Annotated in this window: 22 protein-coding genes and 1 tRNA gene; 19 read left to right on the top strand and 4 right to left on the bottom strand. The window is 66.0% G+C overall.

What is annotated here, in order from left to right; genetic code table 11:
• Position 1 precedes the first annotated feature (1 nt).
• The 12 genes from ACQR1H_RS02360 to ACQR1H_RS02415 all read left to right on the top strand — a co-directional run bounded on the left by ACQR1H_RS02360 (position 2) and on the right by ACQR1H_RS02415 (position 12,657).
• Positions 2-703, top strand: a complete 702-nt coding sequence (locus ACQR1H_RS02360) for an XdhC family protein (protein ID WP_316176906.1) — start codon at positions 2-4, stop codon at positions 701-703.
• Positions 700-2,304, top strand: coding sequence for a molybdopterin-binding/glycosyltransferase family 2 protein (locus ACQR1H_RS02365; RefSeq protein WP_316238841.1), 1,605 nt, complete (start codon positions 700-702; stop codon positions 2,302-2,304). The genes ACQR1H_RS02360 and ACQR1H_RS02365 overlap by 4 nt, the downstream gene beginning before the upstream one ends.
• A gap of 90 nt (positions 2,305-2,394) precedes the next feature.
• Positions 2,395-2,799: a DUF4189 domain-containing protein gene (locus ACQR1H_RS02370; RefSeq protein WP_315801130.1), complete on the top strand. Its 405-nt coding sequence runs from the start codon at positions 2,395-2,397 to the stop codon at positions 2,797-2,799.
• 124 nt (positions 2,800-2,923) lie between these two features.
• Entirely contained in the window at positions 2,924-3,337 is a 414-nt protein-coding gene (locus ACQR1H_RS02375) for a DUF2000 family protein (protein ID WP_315759242.1), read from the top strand.
• A 122-nt stretch (positions 3,338-3,459) separates the two neighbouring features.
• On the top strand, positions 3,460-4,485 hold the full coding sequence (gene adhP / locus ACQR1H_RS02380; RefSeq protein WP_315801129.1) for an alcohol dehydrogenase AdhP: 1,026 nt from the start codon (positions 3,460-3,462) through the stop codon (positions 4,483-4,485).
• Between the two features lie 96 nt (positions 4,486-4,581).
• Entirely contained in the window at positions 4,582-5,862 is a 1,281-nt protein-coding gene (locus ACQR1H_RS02385) for an alpha-glucosidase/alpha-galactosidase (protein WP_315801128.1), read from the top strand.
• A gap of 121 nt (positions 5,863-5,983) precedes the next feature.
• On the top strand, positions 5,984-6,652 hold the full coding sequence (locus ACQR1H_RS02390) for a TetR/AcrR family transcriptional regulator (protein ID WP_315801127.1): 669 nt from the start codon (positions 5,984-5,986) through the stop codon (positions 6,650-6,652).
• Positions 6,649-7,440, top strand: a complete 792-nt coding sequence (locus ACQR1H_RS02395; protein WP_315801126.1) for an HlyD family secretion protein — start codon at positions 6,649-6,651, stop codon at positions 7,438-7,440. The genes ACQR1H_RS02390 and ACQR1H_RS02395 overlap by 4 nt, the downstream gene beginning before the upstream one ends.
• Entirely contained in the window at positions 7,437-8,375 is a 939-nt protein-coding gene (locus ACQR1H_RS02400; RefSeq protein WP_434907058.1) for an ATP-binding cassette domain-containing protein, read from the top strand. The genes ACQR1H_RS02395 and ACQR1H_RS02400 overlap by 4 nt, the downstream gene beginning before the upstream one ends.
• Positions 8,372-9,529, top strand: coding sequence for an ABC transporter permease (locus ACQR1H_RS02405; protein ID WP_434907059.1), 1,158 nt, complete (start codon positions 8,372-8,374; stop codon positions 9,527-9,529). The genes ACQR1H_RS02400 and ACQR1H_RS02405 overlap by 4 nt, the downstream gene beginning before the upstream one ends.
• A 40-nt stretch (positions 9,530-9,569) precedes the next feature.
• Positions 9,570-10,880, top strand: a complete 1,311-nt coding sequence (locus ACQR1H_RS02410; protein ID WP_434907060.1) for an adenylate/guanylate cyclase domain-containing protein — start codon at positions 9,570-9,572, stop codon at positions 10,878-10,880.
• Between the two features lie 91 nt (positions 10,881-10,971).
• Positions 10,972-12,657 (top strand): tannase/feruloyl esterase family alpha/beta hydrolase, encoded by a 1,686-nt coding sequence (locus ACQR1H_RS02415; RefSeq protein WP_434907061.1) that lies wholly within the window; start codon positions 10,972-10,974, stop codon positions 12,655-12,657.
• A gap of 4 nt (positions 12,658-12,661) precedes the next feature.
• Here the strand turns inward: ACQR1H_RS02415 and ACQR1H_RS02420 are convergent, their stop codons facing one another.
• The gene (locus tag ACQR1H_RS02420) at positions 12,662-13,123 is read right to left on the bottom strand and encodes a DUF488 domain-containing protein (protein ID WP_316176918.1); all 462 of its coding nucleotides are present in this window, start codon (positions 13,121-13,123) and stop codon (positions 12,662-12,664) included.
• A gap of 16 nt (positions 13,124-13,139) precedes the next feature.
• Positions 13,140-13,964 (bottom strand): DUF72 domain-containing protein, encoded by an 825-nt coding sequence (locus tag ACQR1H_RS02425; protein ID WP_434848827.1) that lies wholly within the window; start codon positions 13,962-13,964, stop codon positions 13,140-13,142.
• 157 nt (positions 13,965-14,121) lie between these two features.
• Between ACQR1H_RS02425 and ACQR1H_RS02430 the strand changes: the two genes are divergently transcribed.
• The 3 genes from ACQR1H_RS02430 (at position 14,122) to ACQR1H_RS02440 (ending at position 17,322) form a co-directional block, all read left to right on the top strand.
• Positions 14,122-14,322, top strand: coding sequence for a hypothetical protein (locus tag ACQR1H_RS02430; protein WP_434890921.1), 201 nt, complete (start codon positions 14,122-14,124; stop codon positions 14,320-14,322).
• A gap of 352 nt (positions 14,323-14,674) precedes the next feature.
• The gene (locus tag ACQR1H_RS02435; RefSeq protein WP_315801118.1) at positions 14,675-15,808 is read left to right on the top strand and encodes a glycosyltransferase family 2 protein; all 1,134 of its coding nucleotides are present in this window, start codon (positions 14,675-14,677) and stop codon (positions 15,806-15,808) included.
• Positions 15,805-17,322 (top strand): glycosyltransferase family 39 protein, encoded by a 1,518-nt coding sequence (locus tag ACQR1H_RS02440; protein WP_434873154.1) that lies wholly within the window; start codon positions 15,805-15,807, stop codon positions 17,320-17,322. Before ACQR1H_RS02435 ends, ACQR1H_RS02440 begins: the two co-directional genes overlap by 4 nt.
• Positions 17,323-17,330: 8 nt before the next feature.
• On the opposite strand, the gene ACQR1H_RS02445 is transcribed toward ACQR1H_RS02440, so the two are convergent.
• Positions 17,331-18,128 carry an FkbM family methyltransferase gene (locus tag ACQR1H_RS02445; RefSeq protein ID WP_315801116.1) on the bottom strand — a complete coding sequence of 266 codons (798 nt, stop codon included), beginning with the start codon at positions 18,126-18,128 and terminating at the stop codon, positions 17,331-17,333.
• A gap of 540 nt (positions 18,129-18,668) precedes the next feature.
• Here ACQR1H_RS02445 and ACQR1H_RS02450 point away from each other — a divergent pair.
• A complete protein-coding gene (locus tag ACQR1H_RS02450) occupies positions 18,669-19,856 on the top strand; it encodes a tlde1 domain-containing protein (protein ID WP_315801115.1) in 1,188 nt (395 codons plus the stop codon).
• Between the two features lie 616 nt (positions 19,857-20,472).
• Here the strand turns inward: ACQR1H_RS02450 and ACQR1H_RS02455 are convergent.
• A complete protein-coding gene (locus tag ACQR1H_RS02455; RefSeq protein WP_434873155.1) occupies positions 20,473-20,928 on the bottom strand; it encodes a hypothetical protein in 456 nt (151 codons plus the stop codon).
• 124 nt (positions 20,929-21,052) lie between these two features.
• Between ACQR1H_RS02455 and ACQR1H_RS02460 the strand changes: the two genes are divergently transcribed.
• From ACQR1H_RS02460 to ACQR1H_RS02470, 3 genes are all read left to right on the top strand, one after another.
• Positions 21,053-21,241 (top strand): hypothetical protein, encoded by a 189-nt coding sequence (locus ACQR1H_RS02460; RefSeq protein ID WP_316238850.1) that lies wholly within the window; start codon positions 21,053-21,055, stop codon positions 21,239-21,241.
• A 42-nt stretch (positions 21,242-21,283) separates the two neighbouring features.
• Positions 21,284-21,358 (top strand) — tRNA-Asp (locus ACQR1H_RS02465).
• Positions 21,359-21,400: 42 nt separating this feature from the next.
• Positions 21,401-21,937, top strand: a complete 537-nt coding sequence (locus tag ACQR1H_RS02470; RefSeq protein ID WP_434873156.1) for an HNH endonuclease — start codon at positions 21,401-21,403, stop codon at positions 21,935-21,937.
• The last annotated feature ends 83 nt before the right edge of the window (positions 21,938-22,020 follow it).

The raw sequence follows: 22,020 nt of genomic DNA on the forward strand, positions 1-22,020 counted from the left end.
GATGCAACTTGCAACGCTGGCAGAACTGAACGCCGAGCGTGCCGCGCGTCGCCCGGCCATTCTCGTCACCGACGTCGCGTCCGGCGCGCAGCGCCTGGTCAAGGCCGCCGCCATCGCGACTGACCCGCTGCGCAACGAGCTGTCGACGCATCTGCGCATGGGCAAGAGCGGCATGGTCGAGGTGGACGGGAAGCGGCTGTTCCTCAACGTCTACGCCCCGACGGCCAGGCTCGTGATCATCGGCGCCGTCCATATCAGCCAGGCGTTGGCGCCGATCGCCAAGTCGCTGGGCTATGACGTCACCGTCGTCGATCCGCGCACGGCCTTCGCCAGCCCCGAACGCTTCCCCGACGTGCCGCTGATCGCGGAATGGCCCGACGTGGCGCTGCCGCCGCTCAACGTCGATCACTACACGGCCTTCGTCGCGCTGACGCATGATCCCAAGATCGACGATCCGGCGCTGCTGCACGCGTTCTCGCGCGACTGCTTCTACATCGGCGCGCTCGGCTCGCGGAAGACGCATGCCAAGCGTCATGATCGGCTACGGGCGCAGGGCGCCAGCGACGCCGACATCGCCCGCATCCATGCGCCGATCGGGCTCGCCATCGGCGCGGTGTCGCCGTCGGAGATCGCGGTCTCGATCATGGCCCAGATCACCGCCACGTTGCGGTTGCCGGCCAAGGAGAAAGAGCAGGCGGCATGAAGTTCGGTCCTGCCAGTCCGGCCGATGCGATCGGCGGGGTGACGGTGCACACCCTGCGCAAGGGATCATTGGTGCTGAAGAAGGGCACGCTGATCGGTCCCGCGGAGGTCGAGGCGCTGGCCCGGGAAGAGGTCAAGGAGATCGTCGTCGTCCGGCTCGAGGCCGGCGACGTCTCTGAGGACGAGGCGGCCGCCGATGTCGCCAAGGTCGTCGCCGGCGCGGGCATTCACGTCGATCGCGCCTTCACCGGGCGCGCCAATCTGTTCGCGGCGCAGCCCGGCGTGCTGATGATCGACCGCGCCGCGGTCGAGCGCATCAACGGCGTCGACGAGGCCATCACCTTTGCGACCCTGCCGGCGTTCAAGCCGGTGGTCGAAGGCGAGATGGTCGGCACCGTCAAGCTGATCCCGTTCGGCGTCGAAGGCCGCCTGCGAGATGCCGCCGTCGCTGCGGCGGGCAGGGGCGCGCTCAGCATCGCCTCCTATGTGATCAAGCGCGTCGGCGTGGTCTCGACGCTTCTTCCTGGGCTCGCGCCCAAGGTCATCGACAAGACGCTGCGCGTCACCGCAGAGCGGCTCGCACCGGCCGGCGCCACCATCATCGCCGAGCGCCGCGTGCCGCATGAGCAGGCCGCGCTGGCGGCTGCGATCAGGGAGCTGCTGGCGCTGGGCGCCGAGCTCGTCATCGTGTTCGGCGCGTCCGCGATCGCCGACCGCCGCGACGTCATTCCCGCCGCGATCACCGGCATCGGCGGGGCCATCGAGCATTTCGGCATGCCGGTCGATCCCGGCAATCTGCTCTTGATCGGCAATGCCGGCGGTGTGCCGGTGCTCGGCGCGCCCGGTTGCGCCCGCTCGCCGGCCGAGAACGGTTTCGACTGGGTGCTGATGCGGCTGCTCGCCGGCATCAAGGTCACCCGCGCCGAGCTGACCGCGATGGGCGTCGGCGGCCTGCTGATGGAAATCGTGACGCGGCCGCAGCCGCGTGCCAAGCCGGAGGCCGAGGGCGAACGCAAGGTCGCCGCGGTCGTGCTTGCCGCCGGACGCTCGACCCGGATGGGCGGACCGAACAAGCTGCTGGCCGAGCTCGACGGCAAGAAGCTGGTGCGGACGGTCACCGAGCAGGCGCTGGCCTCCAGGGCCTGCGAAGTCATCGTCGTCACCGGTCATCAGGCCGAGCTGGTCGAACAGGCGCTGTCCGACCTGAAGGTCCGCTTCGTCCGCAATCCCGATTTCGCCGGCGGGCTCGCCAGCTCGGTTAAATCAGGCATTGCCGCGGTGCCTGAGGGCGTCGATGGCGCGGTCGTGTGCCTCGGCGACATGCCGATGGTGTCCTCGGATCTGCTCGACCGTCTGATCGGCACGTTCGCGCCTGATCGCGGCAATTTGATCGTGGTGCCCGTGTCCGAGGGACGCCGCGGCAACCCCGTGCTGTGGTCGCGCCGCTTCTTCGCCGAGCTGATGACGCTGGACGGCGACGTCGGCGCGCGGCACCTGATCGCCAAGCACACCGAGGCCGTCGCCGAGGTGCCGGTCGATGGTGACAGTGCGTTTCTCGACATCGACACGCCGCAGGCGCTGGAAGCCGCGCGGCGTGGCTGAGCCCACGTAGCCCGCCCTCAACCTCCCATTCACCAAGTCTCAACGACCCCCGGCTAGATTTGCCGACATTGGGCCTCGGGGGAGGAGAGAGTGATCATTTCGACCGCTGCGCGACGTTTCGCGCTGTTTGCATTTGGACTGACCGTGATCGTTGCTGCCGCGCGCATCGCGAGCACCAGCGCCATCAGCCCGGCCCACGCCGCCGGCGCCTTCGCCATGGGCCAGTGCGCCGCCTACGGCCAGGCGTTCGACTATCCGGCGGAGCATCTCGCCAAGGCCGCCGCGCTCAAGCAGTGCAAGGGCGACTGCACCGCGGTGACGATGAAGAAGGCCTGCGCCGCGTTCGCGGTCGATCTCACCAATCCCTGCGGCGCCCACGGCTATGCTGTTCGGCCGACGATCTCGACCTCACTCAACGAGGCGACCCGGGAATGCTACAAATATGGCGGCAAGGAATGCGTCATCCGCGCCTGGGTCTGCGACGCCAAGGGTTGATTCAAGTCTGATGATCTCAACGGCTCGGCTGCCGGGGTTCCACGTCCGCTTTCATTTCGATGCTTCACCCCGAGAACGGCTCGGCTATTCTCGGCGTTCGATGACATCGAACCCCGGAAGTGACATGCAATTCGACACCAAGATCGCGCTGATCATCCGCAACGATCTCGAGGCCTGGCAGAAGCTCAACGTCGCGGCGTTTCTTTCCAGTGGCATCGCCGCCGCATTTCCCGAATGCATTGGCGCACCTTATGAGGACGGCTCGGCAACCCTGTATCACGCGTTGATCGGGCAGCCGATCCTGATCTACGGCGCGCCGGATCGTGCCGCGCTGGCGCGTGCCCTGGATCGGGCGCTGTCGCGCAGCGTGAAGCCTGCGCTCTACACCGAGGACATGTTCAAGACCACGCATGACGAGGCCAACCGCGATGCCGTGAAGGCGGTGGCGCGCACCGATCTCAATCTGGTGGGACTGGCGTTTCGTGCCGAGCGCAAGGTGGTCGACAAGGTCGTCGACGGACTCAAATTTCACGCCTGACAGAAACGGGCGCATTGCGCTGTCATCAAACTGTTACTTCATGCGGCGGCGCGGCTTGACGCCGATCAAGACCGGACGACTCCGACGTCGTTAGTTTGCGCCGCGACATGAGGAGCAGACAGATGCAGACCATGAAAGCCGCCGTCGTCAAAGCCTTTGGCAAGCCGCTGGTCATCGAGGACGTTCCAATTCCTGCGCCGGGACCCGGCGAGATTCTGGTCAGGGTGAAGGCCTGCGGCGTCTGCCACACCGATCTTCACGCCGCCTCCGGCGATTGGCCGGTGAAGCCGGTGCCGCCGTTCATCCCGGGTCACGAGGCGGCCGGCATCGTCGCGGCGCTCGGGCCAGGGGTCACCGACTTCAAGGTCGGCGACGCCGTGGGCGTGGCTTGGCTGCACGATGCCTGCCTGCGCTGCGAGTATTGCGAGACCGGCTGGGAGACACTGTGCGAGCACCAGCACAACACCGGCTACAGCGTGAATGGCGGCTTTGCCGAATACGTGATCGCGTCCGCGGCGTTCGCCGCGCGTCTGCCGGCCAATGTGGACTTCGCCAGGATCGCCCCGATCCTCTGCGCCGGCGTCACCACCTACAAGGGCTTGAAGGAGACCGACACGCGGCCCGGCGAGTGGGTGGTGGTCTCCGGCGTCGGTGGCCTCGGTCATGTCGCCATCCAGTACGCGAAGGCGATGGGGCTGAAGGCGATCGGTCTCGATATCGCCGATGACAAGCTGAAACTCGCGCTGGAGGCGGGCGCCGAACATGCCGTCAACGCGCTTGACAAGGATGCCGTGGAGCAGGTGATCCGGATCACCGGCGGCGGCGCTCATGGCGTGCTGGTCACCGCGGTGTCGACGCCGGCTTTTGCCCAGGCGCTGCACATGGTCCGCCGCAAGGGGACGGTCAGCCTTGTCGGCTTGCCGCCGGGCGAATTCCCGACGCCGATCTTCGATGTCGTGCTGAAGCGCATCACCGTGCGCGGCTCGATCGTCGGCACCAGGCGTGACCTCGACGAAGCCATTGCGTTTGCCGCGGACGGCAAGGTGACGGCCGAGGTGACCACGGCGCCGTTGTCGGAGATCAACACCGTCTTCGACCGCATGAAGGCCGGCAAGATCGACGGTCGCGTGGTGCTCGACTTCGGCTGATCAGCATGACCGATTGGTGCGCCGCCGCGCCGAACACTTCGCGGCGGTTTGATCTGGATCAGGAAGGGGGACGCGCGGCGCTGGCACAAATTGTTCATGGCAGCCGTCACCAAGATCGTCTTCCTCGGCGCGAGCAGCGCGTCCTTCGGACTCAGCGTTTTCCGAGACCTGTTCTCGACGCATGATCTCGCCGGCTCGACGCTCGTGCTGATCGGCCGCGATCCGGTCCGGCTTGCCCGGTCGGAAGCACTCGCCCGGCTGCTCAACGACCTCTCCGGCGCCGGCCTCAAGATCGAGGCGACCACGGATTGGCGCGCGGCGCTCGACGGCGCCGGCTTCGTGATCCATGCCACCGCGATCGACCGCAACCGCCTGTGGAAGCTCGATTTCGAGGTGCCGCGCAAATACGGCATCCGACACACGCTGGGTGAGAATGGCGGGCCTGGTGGATTGTTCTTCACGCTCCGTACCCTGCCGGTCGTCTTCGACTTCGTGCGCGAGATGGAGCGGCGCTGTCCGGACGCGCTGTTCATCAACTTCTCCAATCCCGAGAGCCGCATCATCCTCGCGCTCGGGCTTCACAGCCGCGTCGCGCATATCGGCCTGTGCCATGGCATCTTCATCGCGCGCAGCCAGGTGGCCTCCATTCTGGGACTCGCCGAGGAGCGCGTGGACGTGTGGGGCGCCGGGCTCAATCATTTCCAATGCCTCGTGCAGATCCGGGATCGCGACACCGGGGCCGATCTCTATCCACTGCTTCGCGAAAAGGCCGGGAGCCACGACCCCAAGGTCGCGCCGCTGACGCGGGCGCTGTTGCGCGACTTCGGCTTCTGGCTGGGCTGCGGCGACAGCCATGTCGGCGAGTATCTCGCGTATGGCTGGGAAGCGGGCGAGAGCGGGTACGACTTTGCGTGGGACGAGGCGGAGCGGGCCAAGCTGATTCGGCAGATCGACGAGGTCCTGGCGGGCAAAGCCGGCATGCCGGACTGGTGGCGAATGCCATCCGGAGAGCGCGCGGTCACCGTGATCGGTTCGGTGCTGCACGATCGCAAGCAGGTCATCGAGTCCGGCGTCGTTCTGAACCGTCACGTCATTCCCAACCTGGCTGCCGAGGCCGCTGTCGAAGTGCCCGTTGTCGCGGATCGCGTCGGCATCCATCCGGTTTCGCTGGGCCCGCTTCCAGATGCCGTCGCCAAGCTGATGTCGGTCCAGGTTCAGGTTCAGCAACTGGCGGTGCAGGCGGCCATGACGGCGTCCAAGGATCTCGCCTTGCAGGCGCTCCTCATCGATCCCGTCGTCAACTCGGCCGCCGCCGCGCGCCAGATCGTGGACGAGCTTTGGGAGATCAATCGGCCTTACATCAGGTCCTGCGCGTGATCGCGCTGACTTCGTCTGATGAGGGGCCGCGCGCGGTCGGGTCGGGCTCCTGACCCGCGCCGACGGCTCAGCCTTCTCGGGGCCTCTTTACAATGACTGACTAGTCAGTCATAATTGTTCAATGTCGAAGCCGTCGAAATTGTCCGAGCGCAGAGTTGAGCCCGTCAAGCCGGCGGCAGCCGGCGCCTCGCGCCGGGCGGATCGCTCCGCCGAGCGCCGCGCGGCGATCGTGCAGGCGGCGATGGACGAGTTCATCGCCCGAGGCTTCGCGGCGACGCGGCTGGACGACGTCGCCAAGCGGGCAGGGGTCGCCAAGGGGACGATCTATCTGCACTTCAAGGACAAGGAATCGATGTTCGAGGAATTGATCCGGACCGCGATCGTGCCCTTCGTCGGCCGTCTTGCGGCGCCGCCGCCGGCCGGCGGCTCGGTGCGCGACATGGTCGAGGCGTTGGCGCGCATGTTCCTGCAGGAAATCGCCGGCACCCGGCGGGCCGATCTCGTCCGGCTCATCATCGCGGAAGGGCCGCGCTTTCCGTCCATTGCCGATTTCTACTATCGCGAGGTCGTCTCCCGCGGTCTCGCGGCCATGCGTGCGCTGATCCAGTTGGCGATCACGCGCGGCGAGATCCGCGAGCCCAAGCTGGCGCAACATCCGCAACTGATGATCGCGCCGATGATGGTCGCGGTGATCTGGAAGAGCCTGTTCGAGCGTCATGCGCCGCTCGATGCGGAAGCGATGCTGCAGACGCATCTCGATCTGATCTTTGGCGCGAGGAGGCCGACATGAGTCTGCTGCACTGCCTCGCCGTGCTGGTCACGGCCTTCACGTTCAACGGTTGCAAGGAGACGCGCGATCCCGGCTATCAGGGCTGGGTCGAGGCCGACATGATCTTCGTCAGCCCGGACGAAGCGGGCCGGATCACGAAGCTCAACGTGCATGAGGGGGACGTGGTCAAGATCGGCGATCCGCTCTATTCGGTCGACGACGATCTGCAGCAGGCCGATCTCAACCAGACCAAGGCGACGCTGGCCAATGCGCAGCAGACCTATGACCGCGCCGCCGCCTTGAGCAAGACGGGGGCGGGGACGCAGGCGACGCTCGACTCCGCCGTTTCGGCGCTGCGCGTCGCCGAGGCCCATCTCGTGACCTCACAGACGCGGCTGGCAAGGCGCAAAGGTGTGGCGCCCGTCGCGGGGACCGTCCAGCAGATCTACTTCCGCGAGGGCGAGATGGTCGCGGCGCAGCGGCCGGTGCTGTCGATCATGCCGCCGGGCAACATGAAGCTGCGCTTCTACGTGCCCGAGCCTGATCTGCCGAAACTCGCCATCGGCGACGAGGTCCGCGTCACCTGTGACAATTGCGCTGATGATCTGACCGCCAGAATCTATTTCCTCGCGACCTCGGCGGAATACACGCCGCCGGTGATCTACAGCCTCGATGAGCGCAACAAGCTGGTCTATCTGATCCAGGCGCGGCCCTCGCGGCCGGACGCGCTGCGCGTCGGCCAGCCGGTCAGCATCTATCCAAACCTCAAGACTCCCGATCGGAAGACTCCGGTGGCGGACAAGCAATGAACGGGGCGGGACCGGCCGAGATCGCGATCGACGTCCAGGGACTGACCAAGTCCTTCGACGGCCGCGAGGTCGTGCATGATCTGTCGATGCAGGTGAAGCGCGGCTCGATCTACGGCTTTCTCGGCCCGAACGGCTCGGGCAAGACCACGACCATCCGCATGCTGTGCGGCCTGCTGACACCCGACGGCGGCGAGGGCACCTGCCTCGGCTTCGACATCCGTCGCGACGCCGACAAGATCAAGCGCCGGGTCGGCTACATGACGCAGCGCTTCAGCCTCTATCAGGACCTCTCGGTGCGGGAGAACCTCGAATTCGTGGCGCGCCTCTATGGCATGTCCGATCCGCGCCGGGCCGCGCGCGACATGGTGCAGCGGCTCGGGCTTGCCGGCCGCGAGCGGCAGCTCGCCGGCGAGTTGTCGGGCGGCTGGAAGCAGCGGCTGGCGCTCGGGGCCTGCACCCTGCCGAGCCCGCAACTGCTGCTGCTCGACGAGCCCACCGCCGGCGTCGATCCCAAGGCGCGGCGCGATTTCTGGAACGAGATTCATGCGCTCGCCAGCGAAGGGCTGACCGTGCTCGTCTCGACCCACTACATGGATGAGGCCGAGCGCTGTCACGAGATCGCCTACATCGCCTATGGTCACCTGCTGGCGCACGGCACCGTCGCCGAGGTGATCGCGCAATCGGCGCTCACGACCTACACGGTCAGCGGCGACGATCTGCGCGAGCTCACGGCTGACCTCACCGGCAAGCCGGGTGTCGACATGGTGGCGCCGTTCGGCACCAGCCTGCACGTGTCCGGCCGCGACCGCAACGCGCTGGACGCGGCGATCGCGTCCTGCCGCGACAAGGCTGACCTGCACTGGCAGCCCGCCGCGCCCTCGCTCGAGGACGTCTTCATCGACCTGATGAACCGTTCGCGGGACAATTTCCAATGAGCGATGCGGCCGTCCATCCCACGTCTTCCGAGCCGCGCTTCGGCTTCTGGCGGCGCACCTATGCGATGCTCGTCAAGGAGTTCATCCAGCTCAAGCGCGATCGGGTCTCGTTTGCGATGATCGTGATGATCCCGGTGATGCAGTTGATGCTGTTCGGCTACGCCATCAACACCACGCCGCATCATCTGCCGGCGGCGGTGCTGCTGCAGGAGGACAGCGACCTCGGCCGCTCGATCCTGAAGGCGATGGAGAACACCGCCTATTTCCGCTTCACCCGGGAAGTCGGCAGCGTCGCTGAGTTCGACGATCTCCTGCTGTCCGGCAAGGTCCTGTTCGGCGTCGAGATCCCCCGCGGCTTCGAGCGCGCGGTCCGCCGCGGCGACCGGCCGGCCTTGCTCGTCGCGGCCGACGCGACCGATCCGGTCGCGGCGTCCTCGGCACTGTCCTCGCTCGGCATGATCGTGCAGACAGCGCTGGCGCATGATCTCTACACCGGCAATCCCGTCACCACGCCGTTCGAGATCAGGGCCCATGCCCGTTACAATCCGGCGGCCTCGTCGCGGCTCAACATCGTGCCGGGCCTGGTCGGCACGATCCTGACCATGACCATGCTGATTTTCACCGCGCTCTCGGTGACGCGCGAGATCGAGCGCGGCACGATGGAGAGTCTGCTGTCGATGCCGATCAGGCCGGTCGAGGTCATGCTCGGCAAGATCATCCCCTATGTGATGGTCGGCTTCCTGCAGGCGACGATCATCATCGGCATCGGCGTGCTGCTGTTCGGCGTTCCCATCATGGGCAGCTTGTTGCTGCTGGCGCTGCTGTCGACGCTGTTCATCGCGACCAACCTCTCGATCGGCTACACCTTCTCGACGCTGGCGCAGAACCAATTGCAGGCGATGCAGCTGTCGATGATGTTCTTCCTGCCGAGCATCCTGTTGTCGGGATTCATGTTCCCGTTTCTCGGCATGCCGCAATGGGCGCAAGTGCTCGGTGAATGCCTGCCGCTGACGCACTATCTGCGCATCGTGCGCGCCATCATGCTCAAGGGCTCGACGCTCCAGAACCTGCAGCATGATACGATCGCCCTGTTCGGCCTCATGCTGTTCGCGATGACGGTCGCCGTCTTGCGCTTCCGCCGCACCCTCGATTGAGGCACAATGGCGGCCGGGCTCAGAAGACGGCTGGGGCAGGATGACGATCTCGTGGGAAGGGCAGACCGGCAAGGAGCCGGCGGCGTCGGCTACGTTCAACCAGGCGCTCATGCGCCAGACGTTGAACACCGAGCTGCTGCGCGTGAGGGTGCTGATCAGCACTGCGGCGCTGTTTCTCGTGATATCCCTGCTGGTCGAAACCTTCGAACCCAAGATCTCGGAGTGGATCTGGCCGAGCCGGATCGGGGTCCTCTACGTCTACGCGATCATCGTCGCATTCATCAGCTTCGAGACTCTCATCCTGTTCAGGATCAAGGCGGACATCCGCCACGGCCGCGACGTGCCAGTGATCTGGCGCTATGTCAGCGCCCTGGTCGAGACCTCGCTGCCAACGTTCGTCCTCATCCTTCAGATCGAGGGCATCGGTCACGACAAGGCGCTGGGCTTCGGCGCACCACTTGTCTATTTCATCTTCATCGTTCTCTCGACGCTTCGTCTCGATTTCTGGCTGTCGAGCTTCACCGGTCTGGTTGCCGCGGTAGAGCTGCTGGTGGTGGCGCTGTTCGACCGGCCTTCGATCGATCTCAGCCAGAATCCGGAGATCTACTATCACGGTGAGCGCAGCTTCATCATCCTGCTGTGCGGGATGCTCGCCGGTGCTGTCAGCGTGCAGCTGCGACGCCAGTTCGCGGCGAGCATCGAGGCCGCGTCGGCGCGCGATCGCGTCACGCATCTGTTCGGCCAGCACGTCTCGCCCCAGGTCGTCGAGCGCCTGATGAAGGAGGGGACGGCGGAGGCACGCGACATCCACGAGGTCGCGGTGATGTTCGTCGACTTCCGCGGCTTCACCGCGGCGGCGCGGTCGAAGACGCCGCAGGAGGTCGTCGACCGGCTCGACGGCGCATTTGCTGTTCTCGTCGAGATTCTCGAGCGCCATGGCGGCATCGTGAACAAGTTCCTCGGCGATGGCTTCCTGGCGCTGTTCGGCGCGCCGTTCGAGTCGCGCGATGCGGCCCCGCAGGCAGTCGCGGCGGCCCGCGAGATGGTCGCCGCCATGGACCGCGTCAATGCGATGTCGTCCTGGCCGCTGCGGATCGGGATCGGTGTTCATCTCGGCGAGGTCGTTGCCGGCAGCATCGGGTCGCCGCGGCGGAAGGAATACACCGTCATCGGCGATACCGTGAACTTCGCCTCCCGCCTCGAGGCGCTGAACAAGGAGCTCGATTCGCGCCTCCTGATCTCGAGCGCGGTGCGGCAGGCCGCCGGCGACGGGGCGCGCGACGCCGTCTTCCACGGCGCGGTGTCGGTGCGCGGCTACGATCGGCCGTTCGAGGTCTGGCAATTGCACTGACTGGCAACCCGTCGCTCGCTGTCGGAGATTTACATTGCACGGTCTCCGCGTTTAACTGACCCCAATGAGAAGCATCATCAGGGGGGAATGCATGATCCGAACCGGGGCGCTGTTTTTGGCTGGGGTAAGCCTCGCGTGCGCAGCCGGCGGGGGGCCAGCGGGAGCCGAGGATGCTGCCTGCAGCAAGGTGACGGCAGAGGCGCTGAAGGTCCCAGGGCTGACCCTGACGGGATCGAAGCTGCAGGAGGCCGCCGACGGGTTGCCGCGGCATTGCATCCTCTCCGGCAAGGTCAATGAGCGCACCGGCGTCGACGGCCATGCCTATGCGATCCAGTTCGAGATCCGGCTGCCGGAGAATTGGAACGGCCGCTTCCTGCATCAGGTCAATGGCGGCAATGACGGCGTCGTGGTGCCGGCGCTCGGCGACAAGGCCGATGGTCTCGTCAGCGGTGGCATCACGCCGCTGGCCCGCGGCTTCGCGGTGCTGTCGTCCGACAGCGGCCACTCCGGCAACGATCCCGCCAACAAGCCGCGCGGGCTTGCGTCCGGCTCCGCCTTCGGCCTCGATCCGCAAGCACGCCGCGACTACGGCTATTCGGCCGACATCACGCTGGCGCCGATCGCGAAGGCGATCATCTCGGCGCATTACGGCAGGAAGCCGGATTATTCCTACATCGCCGGCTGCTCCAATGGCGGTCGCCACACCATGGTCGCTGCCGAGCGCATGCCCGAGCAGTATGACGGCTTCCTGGTCGGCAACCCCGGCTTCAACCTGCCGCGCGCGGCCGTGCAGCACGCCTGGGACGTGCAGGCGCTGACCAAGGCCGATGCCGATATTCGCAAGTCGATCACGCGGGACGATGCCAAGCTGATTGCCTCCAGGATCACGGAGGTCTGCGACGGGCTCGACGGCGCCAAGGACGGCCTCACGGCCAACCTGAAAGCCTGCCAGAAGGCGTTCAATTTCGACAGCCTCCGCTGCGCCGCCGGCGCGATCGACGCCTGCCTGCCGGCCGCCAAGGTCGATGCTTTGAAGAAAGTGTTCGCTGGCCCACACAATTCCAAGGGCGAGCCGCTGTATTCCGACTGGCCGGTGGATGGTGGCGTCGGCACCGGCAATTGGCGCGCCTGGAAGGTCGAGAGCCCGGTGGCGCCCTGGAACAACCTTCCGATCATCGCCACCATGGGCGGCGCCTCGCTCAACTACATCTTCTCCACGCCGCCGGTCGAGATCGAGGGCTCGCCCGACAAGCTCGTCGAGAAGCTGCAGACCTTCGACTTCGACAAGGACGCGCCGAAGATCTACGCCAAGGAAGGCCCGTTCACGGAGTCGGCGATGGACTTCATGGCGCCACCCGCGGTCGATAACCCGACCTTGCCGGCGTTCCAAAATGGGGCCCGCAAGATGCTGATCTACCACGGTCAGGCCGATCCGGTGTTTTCGTTCAACGACACGATCCGCTGGTACGAGAAGCTCGATGCCAACGTGCAGGGCAAGGCCGAAACGTTTGCGCGCCTGTTTGCATTGCCCGGCGAGACCCATTGCGGCGGCGGCGTCACGCTGGAGAAATTCGATGCGCTGGGCGCGCTGATGGACTGGGTCGAGAAGGGCAAGGCGCCGGAGGCGATCACGGCCTCGGTCAATGCGGCCAACAAGGAGCTGCCATCGACATGGAGCCCGCAGCGGACGCGGCCGCTGTGCCCATGGCCGACATTCGCCAAATATATCGGCGGCGATGTCGAGCAGGCGTCATCCTTCACCTGCGCGGCGGAGTGAGGCGTCAGACCTGCGGCGCGACCAGGTTCTTCACCTTGACCTGGTCGCGGTCCTCGATGATCTCGGCGATCCATTGCCGGTGGCAATGAGCGTGGTCGCGCTCGTAGCAGAGCAGGCAGACGGGACCGGCGCTCTTCACCAGCGCGGCCAGCTCGTCCATCTGCTCCTTCGCCTGGGGCGTCTTCAGGTGCGCGCTGTAGATCTTGTGCAGCGTGTCGTAATGGCCGCTGCGCGCGGCTTCGCGGCCCTCTTTCGGCGTGCCGAGCCCGCGCAGATGGACGTAGCCGATGCCGCGCTCGTCGAGCCCGGCGGCGAGCTGGCTCTTGGAGAAGCCCGGCCGGCGCGAGGCCGCCACCGCGCGCACGTCAACCAGCAGCTTGACGCCGGCCGATTGCAGCTCGTCGAGCACGGCTTTGGCCGGCGTGTGCTCGTAGCCGATGGTGAACAGGGTCTTGCTCTTGGCCATCGTGCGTCCCCTCGCGTCAGCTCACGCGCTCGATGAGCTCCATCGCCCCGGCTGGCGCGCGCACCTTGCCCTCGTGAATGACATAGGCAAACACGTCGCGCGGCATCTTCTTCGCCGGCTTGTCGTCAACCCGGGGCAGGTCGTCCGGTTCGCCGCCGTTGGCCCAGAGCTGCAATCGCTTCGCCCAGGCATCGAGCTGCTTCGGCGGATAGCAGGTCGTAAGCTCGTCATTGCCCTTCTGCAGCCGGGCATAGACGAAATCACCCACGACATCGGCGATCGCCGGATATTTGCCGTGCTCGGCGAAGACCACCGGCGTCGCGAACTCCCGCAGCAGCGCGACGAAGCCGGGGACGCAGAAACTGTCATGGCGGACCTCGACGACGTGACGCAGCTTGCGGCCGTCGAGCTCACGCGGCAACAGCTCGAGGAACTTGCCGAAATCAGCCTCGTCGAACTTCTTGGTCGGCGCGAACTGCCACAGCACCGGTCCGAGCCGATCGCCGAGCTCGAGCACGCCGGTGTCGTAGAAGCGCTTCACGGAATCGCCGGCTTCGGCAAGCAAGCGGCGATTGGTCGCGAAGCGCGGTCCCTTCAGCGAGAAGATGAAGCCGTCCGGCACCTCGCGCGCCCATTTGCGGAAGCTCTCCGGCTTCTGCGAGCCATAATAGGTACCGTTGATCTCGATCGAGGTCAGCTTCGAGGCGGCGTATTCGAGCTCTTTCGATTGCGGCAGCTTGTCCGGATAGAACACGCCGCGCCACGGCGCGAAGGTCCAGCCGCCAATGCCGATGTAGATGTGGCTCTTGGATTGCGAGGCGCGTGCGGGGGCTTTGCTCACGGACCGATTCCGATGCTGATTGCCGAGGGTGTTGCGGTACGGAGACGATAGTCAACCGGACCGGTTCTGGCCAGTTCGGCGCTGTTGGGGCGTCGCTCTTCCCGTGCTCCGGAGGCTCGTGTATCCAGGACGTGGGCCGGGAAGGGGAGATATGGCAATGAGAGCGGAATCGGTCGGTGGCCTGCTGGGCGCGATCGTCGGGGCCGCCGTGCTGGCGGCAGCCTTCTATTATGTTCCCGTCGGGCCGATGGCCCGTCAGATGCAGCCGGCCAAGATCGAGCTGCCGCCCACGCCGGTGCAGACCGTCCCAGTGGCCCCGGCGGTGCGGGGACCGGTCGTCCGCGAGGTTCCGAACTAGGCTGGCTTTCGTAGCCCGGCTGAGCGGAGCGATATCCGGGGTCTCCCGAAGAGTTCGCGTGAACCCGGATGTCGCTGCGCTCAGCCGGGCTACGGCGGACGGCCCTTGCATTTCGGCCGGCGCACCCCATTTTGGGGAACGACGGTGACGTCGAGCTCAACGGCTCCGGCACCGAGACGACCACGGCAGAGCGGCTGCGCCGGATGTACGCGCGCCCTTTGTTTGTGGTCGTTGGCGTTTTTGGGCCGGATTTGCGGCGGTGCACGGCGGCACCACAGTTCGCCCTTTTTGCAGTTTCCGGCGGCCGTCGCGCTTGGCAGTGCGGAACGCGGCGGATATACGCATCCGCACCATGACCGACGCCCTCCGACCGGCCCCGCAAGTGGCCCAGCAAACCGTTGAAATTCCGATCGTTTCGGTGGTCGTTCCGACCTTCAACGAGCGCGACAATGTCACCACGCTGTATCGGCGGCTGGAGGCGGCGTTCAAGGACGTGCCGTGGGAGGTCGTGTTCGTTGACGACAACTCGCCGGACGGCACCTGGCAGGTGGTGCGCGAACTGTCGCGCAACGACCAGCGCGTCCGCTGCATCCGCCGCATCGGCCGGCGCGGCCTGTCCGGCGCCTGCATCGAGGGTATCCTGGCTGCCAGCGCGCCCTATGCGGCTGTGATCGACGCCGATCTGCAGCATGACGAGACCCAGTTGCCGAAGATGCTGTCGCTGCTGCAGAGCGGCGCGGCCGAGCTCGTGGTGGGCAGCCGCTACATCGAGGGCGGCAGCGCGGCGAGCTTCGACAGCAAGCGGGCCGGGGCCAGCGCCTTCGCCACCGAGATCGCGCGCCGCGCGCTCAAGGTCGAGGTCAACGACCCCATGAGCGGCTTCTTCATGATCCGCCGCGACCGGTTCGAGGAGATCGCGCCAAAACTGTCGACGCAGGGCTTCAAGATCCTGCTCGACATCATCGCCAGCGCCGAGGGCGGTCTGAAGACGGTCGAGGTGCCCTATACGTTCGGCTCGCGCCTGCATGGCGAGAGCAAGCTCGACTCGATGGTCGCGCTCGACTTCCTCGGCCTCGTGCTGGCCAAGATGACCAACGACGTCGTGTCGCTGCGCTTCCTGCTGTTCGCCATGGTCGGCGGCACCGGCCTGGTGGTCCATCTCGCCACGCTGTTTCTCGGTCTCAATTTGTTCGACATGCCGTTCGCCGAGGCACAGGCGCTCGGCGCCTTCGTGGCGATGACCTCGAACTTCATCCTCAACAACTTCCTCACCTATCGCGACCAGCGGCTGAAGGGCTTTGCCATCCTGCGCGGCCTGCTCGTGTTCTATCTGGTCTGCTCGGTCGGGCTGCTCGCCAATGTCGGCGTCGCCTTCTCGGTCTATGACCAGGAGCCGATCTGGTGGCTGGCGGGCGCGGCCGGCGCGCTGATGGGCGTGGTGTGGAATTACGCGATCTCCGGATTGTTCGTCTGGCGCAAGCGATGACCTCTGCGGCAGGCGCCGACGACGCCCGGCTGGTCCGCAATGTCTGGCTGACCATCGCGGGCCTCGTCATTGTCAGGCTGATCGCGGCCGCGGTCACGCCGATCACCTTCGACGAAGCCTATTACTGGATGTGGTCGAAGCATCTCGCCGGCGGCTATTACGACCATCCGCCGATGGTGGCGGTCGTGATCCGGCTGGGCACCCTGATCGCGGGGGACAGCGAGCTCGGCGTGCGGCTGGTCTCGATCCTGCTCGGCCTGCCCATGAGCTATGCGGTGTATCGCACCGCCGAGATCCTGTTCGGCGGCGTGCGCGTGGCGGCGACCGCGGCGCTGCTGCTCAACGTCACCCTGATGGCGGCGGTCGGCACCTTGATCGTGACGCCCGACGCGCCGCTGCTGGTCGCCTCGAGCTTCGTGCTGTTCTTCTGCGCCAAGGTGCTGGAGACGGGCAGGGGTGTCTGGTGGCTCGCGGTCGGCGCGGCGGTCGGCGCGGCGCTGCTGTCGAAATACACGTCGCTGTTCTTCGGCGCGGCGATCCTGATCTGGCTCGTCGCCGTGCCGAGGCTGCGGCATTGGCTGGCCTCGCCCTGGCCCTATCTCGGCGGCCTCGTCGCATTCGCGCTGTTTTCGCCGGTGATCCTGTGGAATGCCGATCACCAATGGGTGTCGTTCATCAAGCAGCTCGGCCGCGCCAGGGTCGAGGCGGTCAGGCCCGTCTACATCGCCGAGATCATCCCGACGCAGTTCGCCTTCGCCACGCCGCTGGTCTTCATCCTCGGCGTGATGGGCCTCTATGGCCTGGCCCGCCGCCGGGCAGGGGACGCGGCGGCACGCGTCCTGATCGAGGCGATGGTCTGGGTCATCGTCGCCTATTTCGTCTGGCATTCGCTGCACGCCCGCGTCGAGGCCAACTGGTTCGCGCCAATCTATCCGGCCTTCGTAGTGGCTGCTGCGGCGGCGGCCCATCTCGTCGCCTGGTCGGCGCGCGAGCAGCGCACCGCGGCATTCTGCCTGCGCTGGGCGCTGCCCGCCGGCGTCGTGATGTTCGTCGCGCTGATCGTGCAGGCGAACACGGGCCTGCTGTCCGGTTATCGGCGCGATGCCACCGTCCGCAGTGTCGGCGTCGGCTGGCGCCCGCTGGCCGACGAGATCGAGGCGGCACGCGTGCGCGTCGGCGCCTCCTGCGTGCTGGCGATGGATTATGGCACCACCGCCTGGCTGTCGTTCTATCTCCCGCCGGGGACCTGCGTGCTGCAGCCGATCCAGCGCATACGCTGGGTCAATTTCCCGGAGCCGGATCCGGCCAAGCTCGCGGGCACGCAACTGTTCGTGGATGAGGCACAGATCGCGACGCGGGTCTACGTGAGCAAAACGTTCGGCCGCATCGAGAAGGTCGGCGAGGCCGCGCGCAAGCGCGGGCCCTTGACCATCGAGACCTACGCGTTCTACTCGCTCGGCGAGCCGAAGGCCGAGCTCCTCGACCGCACGCCGCCGCCGGAGCTGCAGCGCTGACGCGCGCCTCAGGCCTGCGGGATGATATCGGCCAGCGCCTTGTCCCGGCCGTGGATCGCGACCATGTTGATGTCGGCGTCGACGGTCTTGTAGCCGCGGCGATCGAACCATTGCCGCAACTGGTCGGCATCGGTCTTGATCTTCTCGACCAGCATGATCGGCGTGCAGCGCTCGATCGTCGCCGCCGCCCCTTCGAGCGCCTCGAGCTCCATGCCCTCGACATCGAGCTTGATCAGGTCGCAGCGCGGCAGGTTGAAATCGTCCAGCGGAAGCTTGCGCACCTCGACGGTATCGTTCGCGTAGTCGATGGCCTGGCCGATGAACTCGGTGTTGGGACGCTGGCGCAGCTCGAGGCTGCCGAAGCTCGACGGGGTCAGATAGTTCGGGCTCGGGATGTTGAGCACGCCGCGCTCCGAGGAGACCGCGGCATGGATCGCGATCGCGTTGAAGCAGTTGTTGATCGCGATATTGCCGGCGAGCGCGTAGTAGATCCGCTCCTGCGCCTCGATCGAGAGCACGGATCCCCAGCCGGTCATCGCCTTCGCCCATTCGACGGTGTGGACGCCGATATTGGCACCACAGTCGATTGCGACCGCGCCGTCGCCATAGTGCCTGCGGCGCACGCCGAGCAGGCGGACGGCGAGCTGCACCTCTCCCGGATCGAAGGCGCCGGTGTTGAGGATCTGGAAGCCGACACCGTAGCCGCGGTTGGCGTCGATCATGCGATAGTCGAGCCGGTTGACGATCATCGTACCTTGATTGGTCGAGGCCAGCACGAAGGCCAGCTTCCGGTCGGGGATCTGCATGGAGAGGTCCTCTCGTGTCGTCTCGGCAGGGAGCGGACGCGGTACGATTCGCCGACGGAGTGTCGCAGAGAATCGTCCCGTACCATACTGCCGCCGGCGGCCAGAGAGCTTGTAGCTCCGGGGTGCTACGGATGCGCTTGTCGCGCCCGGCCTGCCGGAGCGGGGGCTTTCGACCGGCGAGACCTGCGGCCTTTACCTCGTCAGCGCGCGCAAACGAGAGATCATCGATCGCGCGCCGCCGCCCCGGCCCAATCGTTAACGCGGCGTGCGCTGTTTTACGGATCGGCGCAGCCGACGGATGCTGCCTCTCCGGATTTTCCCGGTACGGTAATATTGCATGTGGCTGCAGTTTTGCCCTGTTTCCGCCCTCTTTGACGGCAAAACAGGCCCTGAAGGTTAACCCGCCCCTAATCCGCCAACACTTAATCAGCATTTAACTAAAAGTCGCCTTAATGAAGCTCTGTGCTTCTGCGAGATGCAAAGCGGGTGTCCGTGGCGCATCGAGCGAGAGTTGTCGAGTATTCGTTCGGGCGTGAGTGAATGAGTAACAGTCGAGCTGCGTTGGCCGCACGAAATCGCAGGAAGTCCTCCCTGATCGCGTTCTCTCACAAATTGATCGGTGGCGCGGCAATCGCATGCCTGATCGGGGGCTGCGCCGTGACGGTCTATACCAAGATCATCGCGGCCGACGCCTATCCGACCCTGGGCAGCATCGAGCAGGACGAGCCCGTCGTGCGCCCCGCGCCGCGGCTCGCGACGCGCAGCGCCGCCGAAGCGGTGGGCGACGCCTTCTCGGCATTCCCGGAATCTCCCCCCGTCACCACGGTCGCCGCCATCACGCCGCAGATGTTCAACGACCGCTTCGGCGCGGCCGTGCCGCAGGGCGTGGCCTCCAACGCCGCGAACGGCGCGCCGCCGCTGTCCAAGCTCGCCGAAGCCGCGCCGCCCAGGCCCGTCGAGGCCAGGCAGATCGAGACGAAGCCGTCCGAAGCCAGGCCGGCTGAGCCTGCGAAGGTTGCCGAGGCGCCGAAGAAGGATGCCCGGCCGCCGATGCAGCTGGCGCTCGCCAATACCAAGCCGGCCGCGCAGCCGCAGCAGCCCGTGACGCCGGCGCAGGCTGCCGAGGCCAATGCGCCGAAGAGCAGCGGCTTCTCGCTGCGCGCGATGACCGAGCGCGCCAAGGCGGCGGTGCTGTCGATCGCGGGTGATCGTCACTCGATTCAGGAAAAGCTCTGGGGCAAGCCGGAAAACCAGGATGGCGGCCTCCTGGCCTATGCTTCGGCTGATTCCAACATCACGGCCAGCATCGCCAAGGATCCGACCCGCGGCGGCCGGCCGCCTTATGATCTGAGCACCGCAGTCTACGACATCTCGGCCAAGGCGGTGTATCTGCCCGACGGTACCAAGCTCGAGGCGCATTCCGGCCTCGGCGAGAACCTCGACAAGCCGAGCTCGGAGAAAATCAAGATGCGTGGCGTCACGCCGCCGCACATCTACGAGCTGAAGCCGCGCGAGGCGCTGTTCCATGGCGTGCCGGCGCTGCGGCTGAACCCGATCGGCGGCGAGGACGCCATCCACGGCCGCAACGGCCTGCTGGCGCACACCTTCATGCTCGGCCCGAACGGCGACTCCAACGGCTGCGTGTCGTTCCGCGACTACTACGCGTTCCTCGATGCCTACAAGAACAAGGGCATCCGCAAGCTCGCCGTCCTCGCCCGCATCGAGTGAGCGGCGCCGGCCACGTTCTGCCGTTGTCATAGCGCCGACTCGGTCCTCTTCGTCATTTCGGCACCGGATTTTCGTCTGCTCTCTCCGCATCGTCATTCCGGGCAGCCCGCAGGGCTGAGCCCGGAATCCATAACACGATCGGAAGTATGGATTCCGGGCCCAGCCGCTGCGCGGCTGTCCCGGAATGACGAACTGAGAGAGCCGCCGCACAGGTGCTTCGCTCACAATGATGCCCGGCATGCGTCATCAGCCTCGCACCCGCTTTCGCGTTCGAGCCTTGGCTTTGGATCACCCTCTGCAAACAAGAGGGCGCGGGGAATGCCGGGTGAGGGCCTCACCCATGGCCCGCCTGCAACAAAGAAAGCAGGCGGCAGTCACCACAGGTTCAGCCGCATCATCCGGCATTCCCCGCGCGATGGATTGACGGCTTATACGTGGTCTCCCTGGTGCGCCGGCTGTCTGGCCACCATCGGTCGGAGCATTCGTCTCTCTCGACCTTGACACCAGCGTCGGGGTGTCAGGACATCACGACTTCGCCGTGCGCATCTCCGCGTTCGTCGGCATGACCGAAGTCACGCTGCGAGGCGATGCGCCCACCGCATCCCGCCCTCCACGTTCATGACGATCGCGAAGCGCCCCTCTCATGAGGACGGGACCGGCATAGAATGCATGATTTCTGATTTTTGAAAATAGAAAAATGTTCGGGCTCGGCGGTGAGCGTGGTGATCCCATTGGCTGTGCTCGAAAAATGAGTTTCCGCGCGCGCGCATTTTCGATCGCTAGAACGACCATTTGCGATCTTGTAGCTCGCGAGAATGCGCAACTGATTTGCCCGACGAGCAGTCTGGTTGTTGCAAATCTGTCGCGGTGCAGGGGACTGCAACGCCATCGCTTCGCGCTGCGGCCTTGACGGCTTCGGGAAATTCTGCGCATAGCTCTGCCCCATCGAAATCGATGCGCCGTTTGCCGGCGCGCTCTTGAGGACCACGACCGTGTTGAGCCTACGCTCACATCTCGCGAACGCCCCCGCCAACGAACGACCGTTTACCTGGTCGCGCGATGGGTCCGGCATGGGCGTCGCCTGTCAGGGGCCTGCCAATCTCGTGCTGTCCCTGGACAAATCGGGACTGCGAATTCCAGCACAAGTATAACTCGCGGCGGGATCTTGACCCTCCGCACCAAGAGCGGAGGGTCTGATGACCCGCATGATGAGCCCAGATTCCGAGACAACCGACCACACGCAAGCACTGTGCTCGCCGGTGGCGCTTGCCTTCGTGCGCATCGTCATGGCCTGCCGCGGCGTCACCGAGGCGCGCGCTCGCCAGATCTATCTCGACTACATCAATGGCGTTCGGCCGGAGCATGCTCCGGCTGGATTCGACTGATTGACCATGATCGTGCCGGCGCAGGCCGGGCGCGACGAACAGGCCCATGTTCCCATCTGGCGAAGGGACCGGACTATCGATCCGGTAAGGCGGGTTCGATTCCCGTCATGGGCGCCAACATGACCCGATGAGATCACGAGCCGAGAGAGGAGGTCGACGATGTCAGCAACAAATCCGGCGCTGGTTCTCAACGCCGACTTCCAGCCGCTGAGCTACTTTCCGCTGTCGGTGTTCAGCTGGGAGGATGCCGTCAGGGCCGCGGTCGGCGGATCGCACGTCGTGGTCGCGGAGTACGATCGGGTCGTTCGCAGTCCGAGCGTCACGATGCGGTTGCCGTCGGTGATCGCGCTGCGCGACTATGTCAGGCCGGCGATGCGGGTGCCGTTCACGCGCTTCAACGTGTTCCTGCGCGATCGCTTCACGTGTCAGTACTGCGGCGGCCGTTATCTTCACGGCGAGCTGACGTTCGATCACGTGGTGCCGCGTGCCGATGGCGGCGAAACGTCGTGGACCAACATCGTCGCCGCCTGCAGTCCCTGCAACGCGCGCAAGGACCGGCGTCACCTCAAGCCGCGCCGGCCGCCGTTCGAGCCGACGCGGCACGAGCTGATGGCCGCGCAGCGGCTGTTCCCGCCGAGATTCCTGCACGAAACGTGGCAGGACTATCTCTACTGGGACGTGGAGCTGGAGCGCTGACGATGGCCGTGGTGCCCAGATGAGCTCACGTCGTCGCCCGTCGGGCGGCGGCGTGAGCGACATGCGGTGTTCAACGAGCTGCG

Source organism: Bradyrhizobium sp. HKCCYLRH2015 (genome assembly GCF_051168215.1).
In the GTDB taxonomy this organism is placed as follows: domain Bacteria; phylum Pseudomonadota; class Alphaproteobacteria; order Rhizobiales; family Xanthobacteraceae; genus Bradyrhizobium.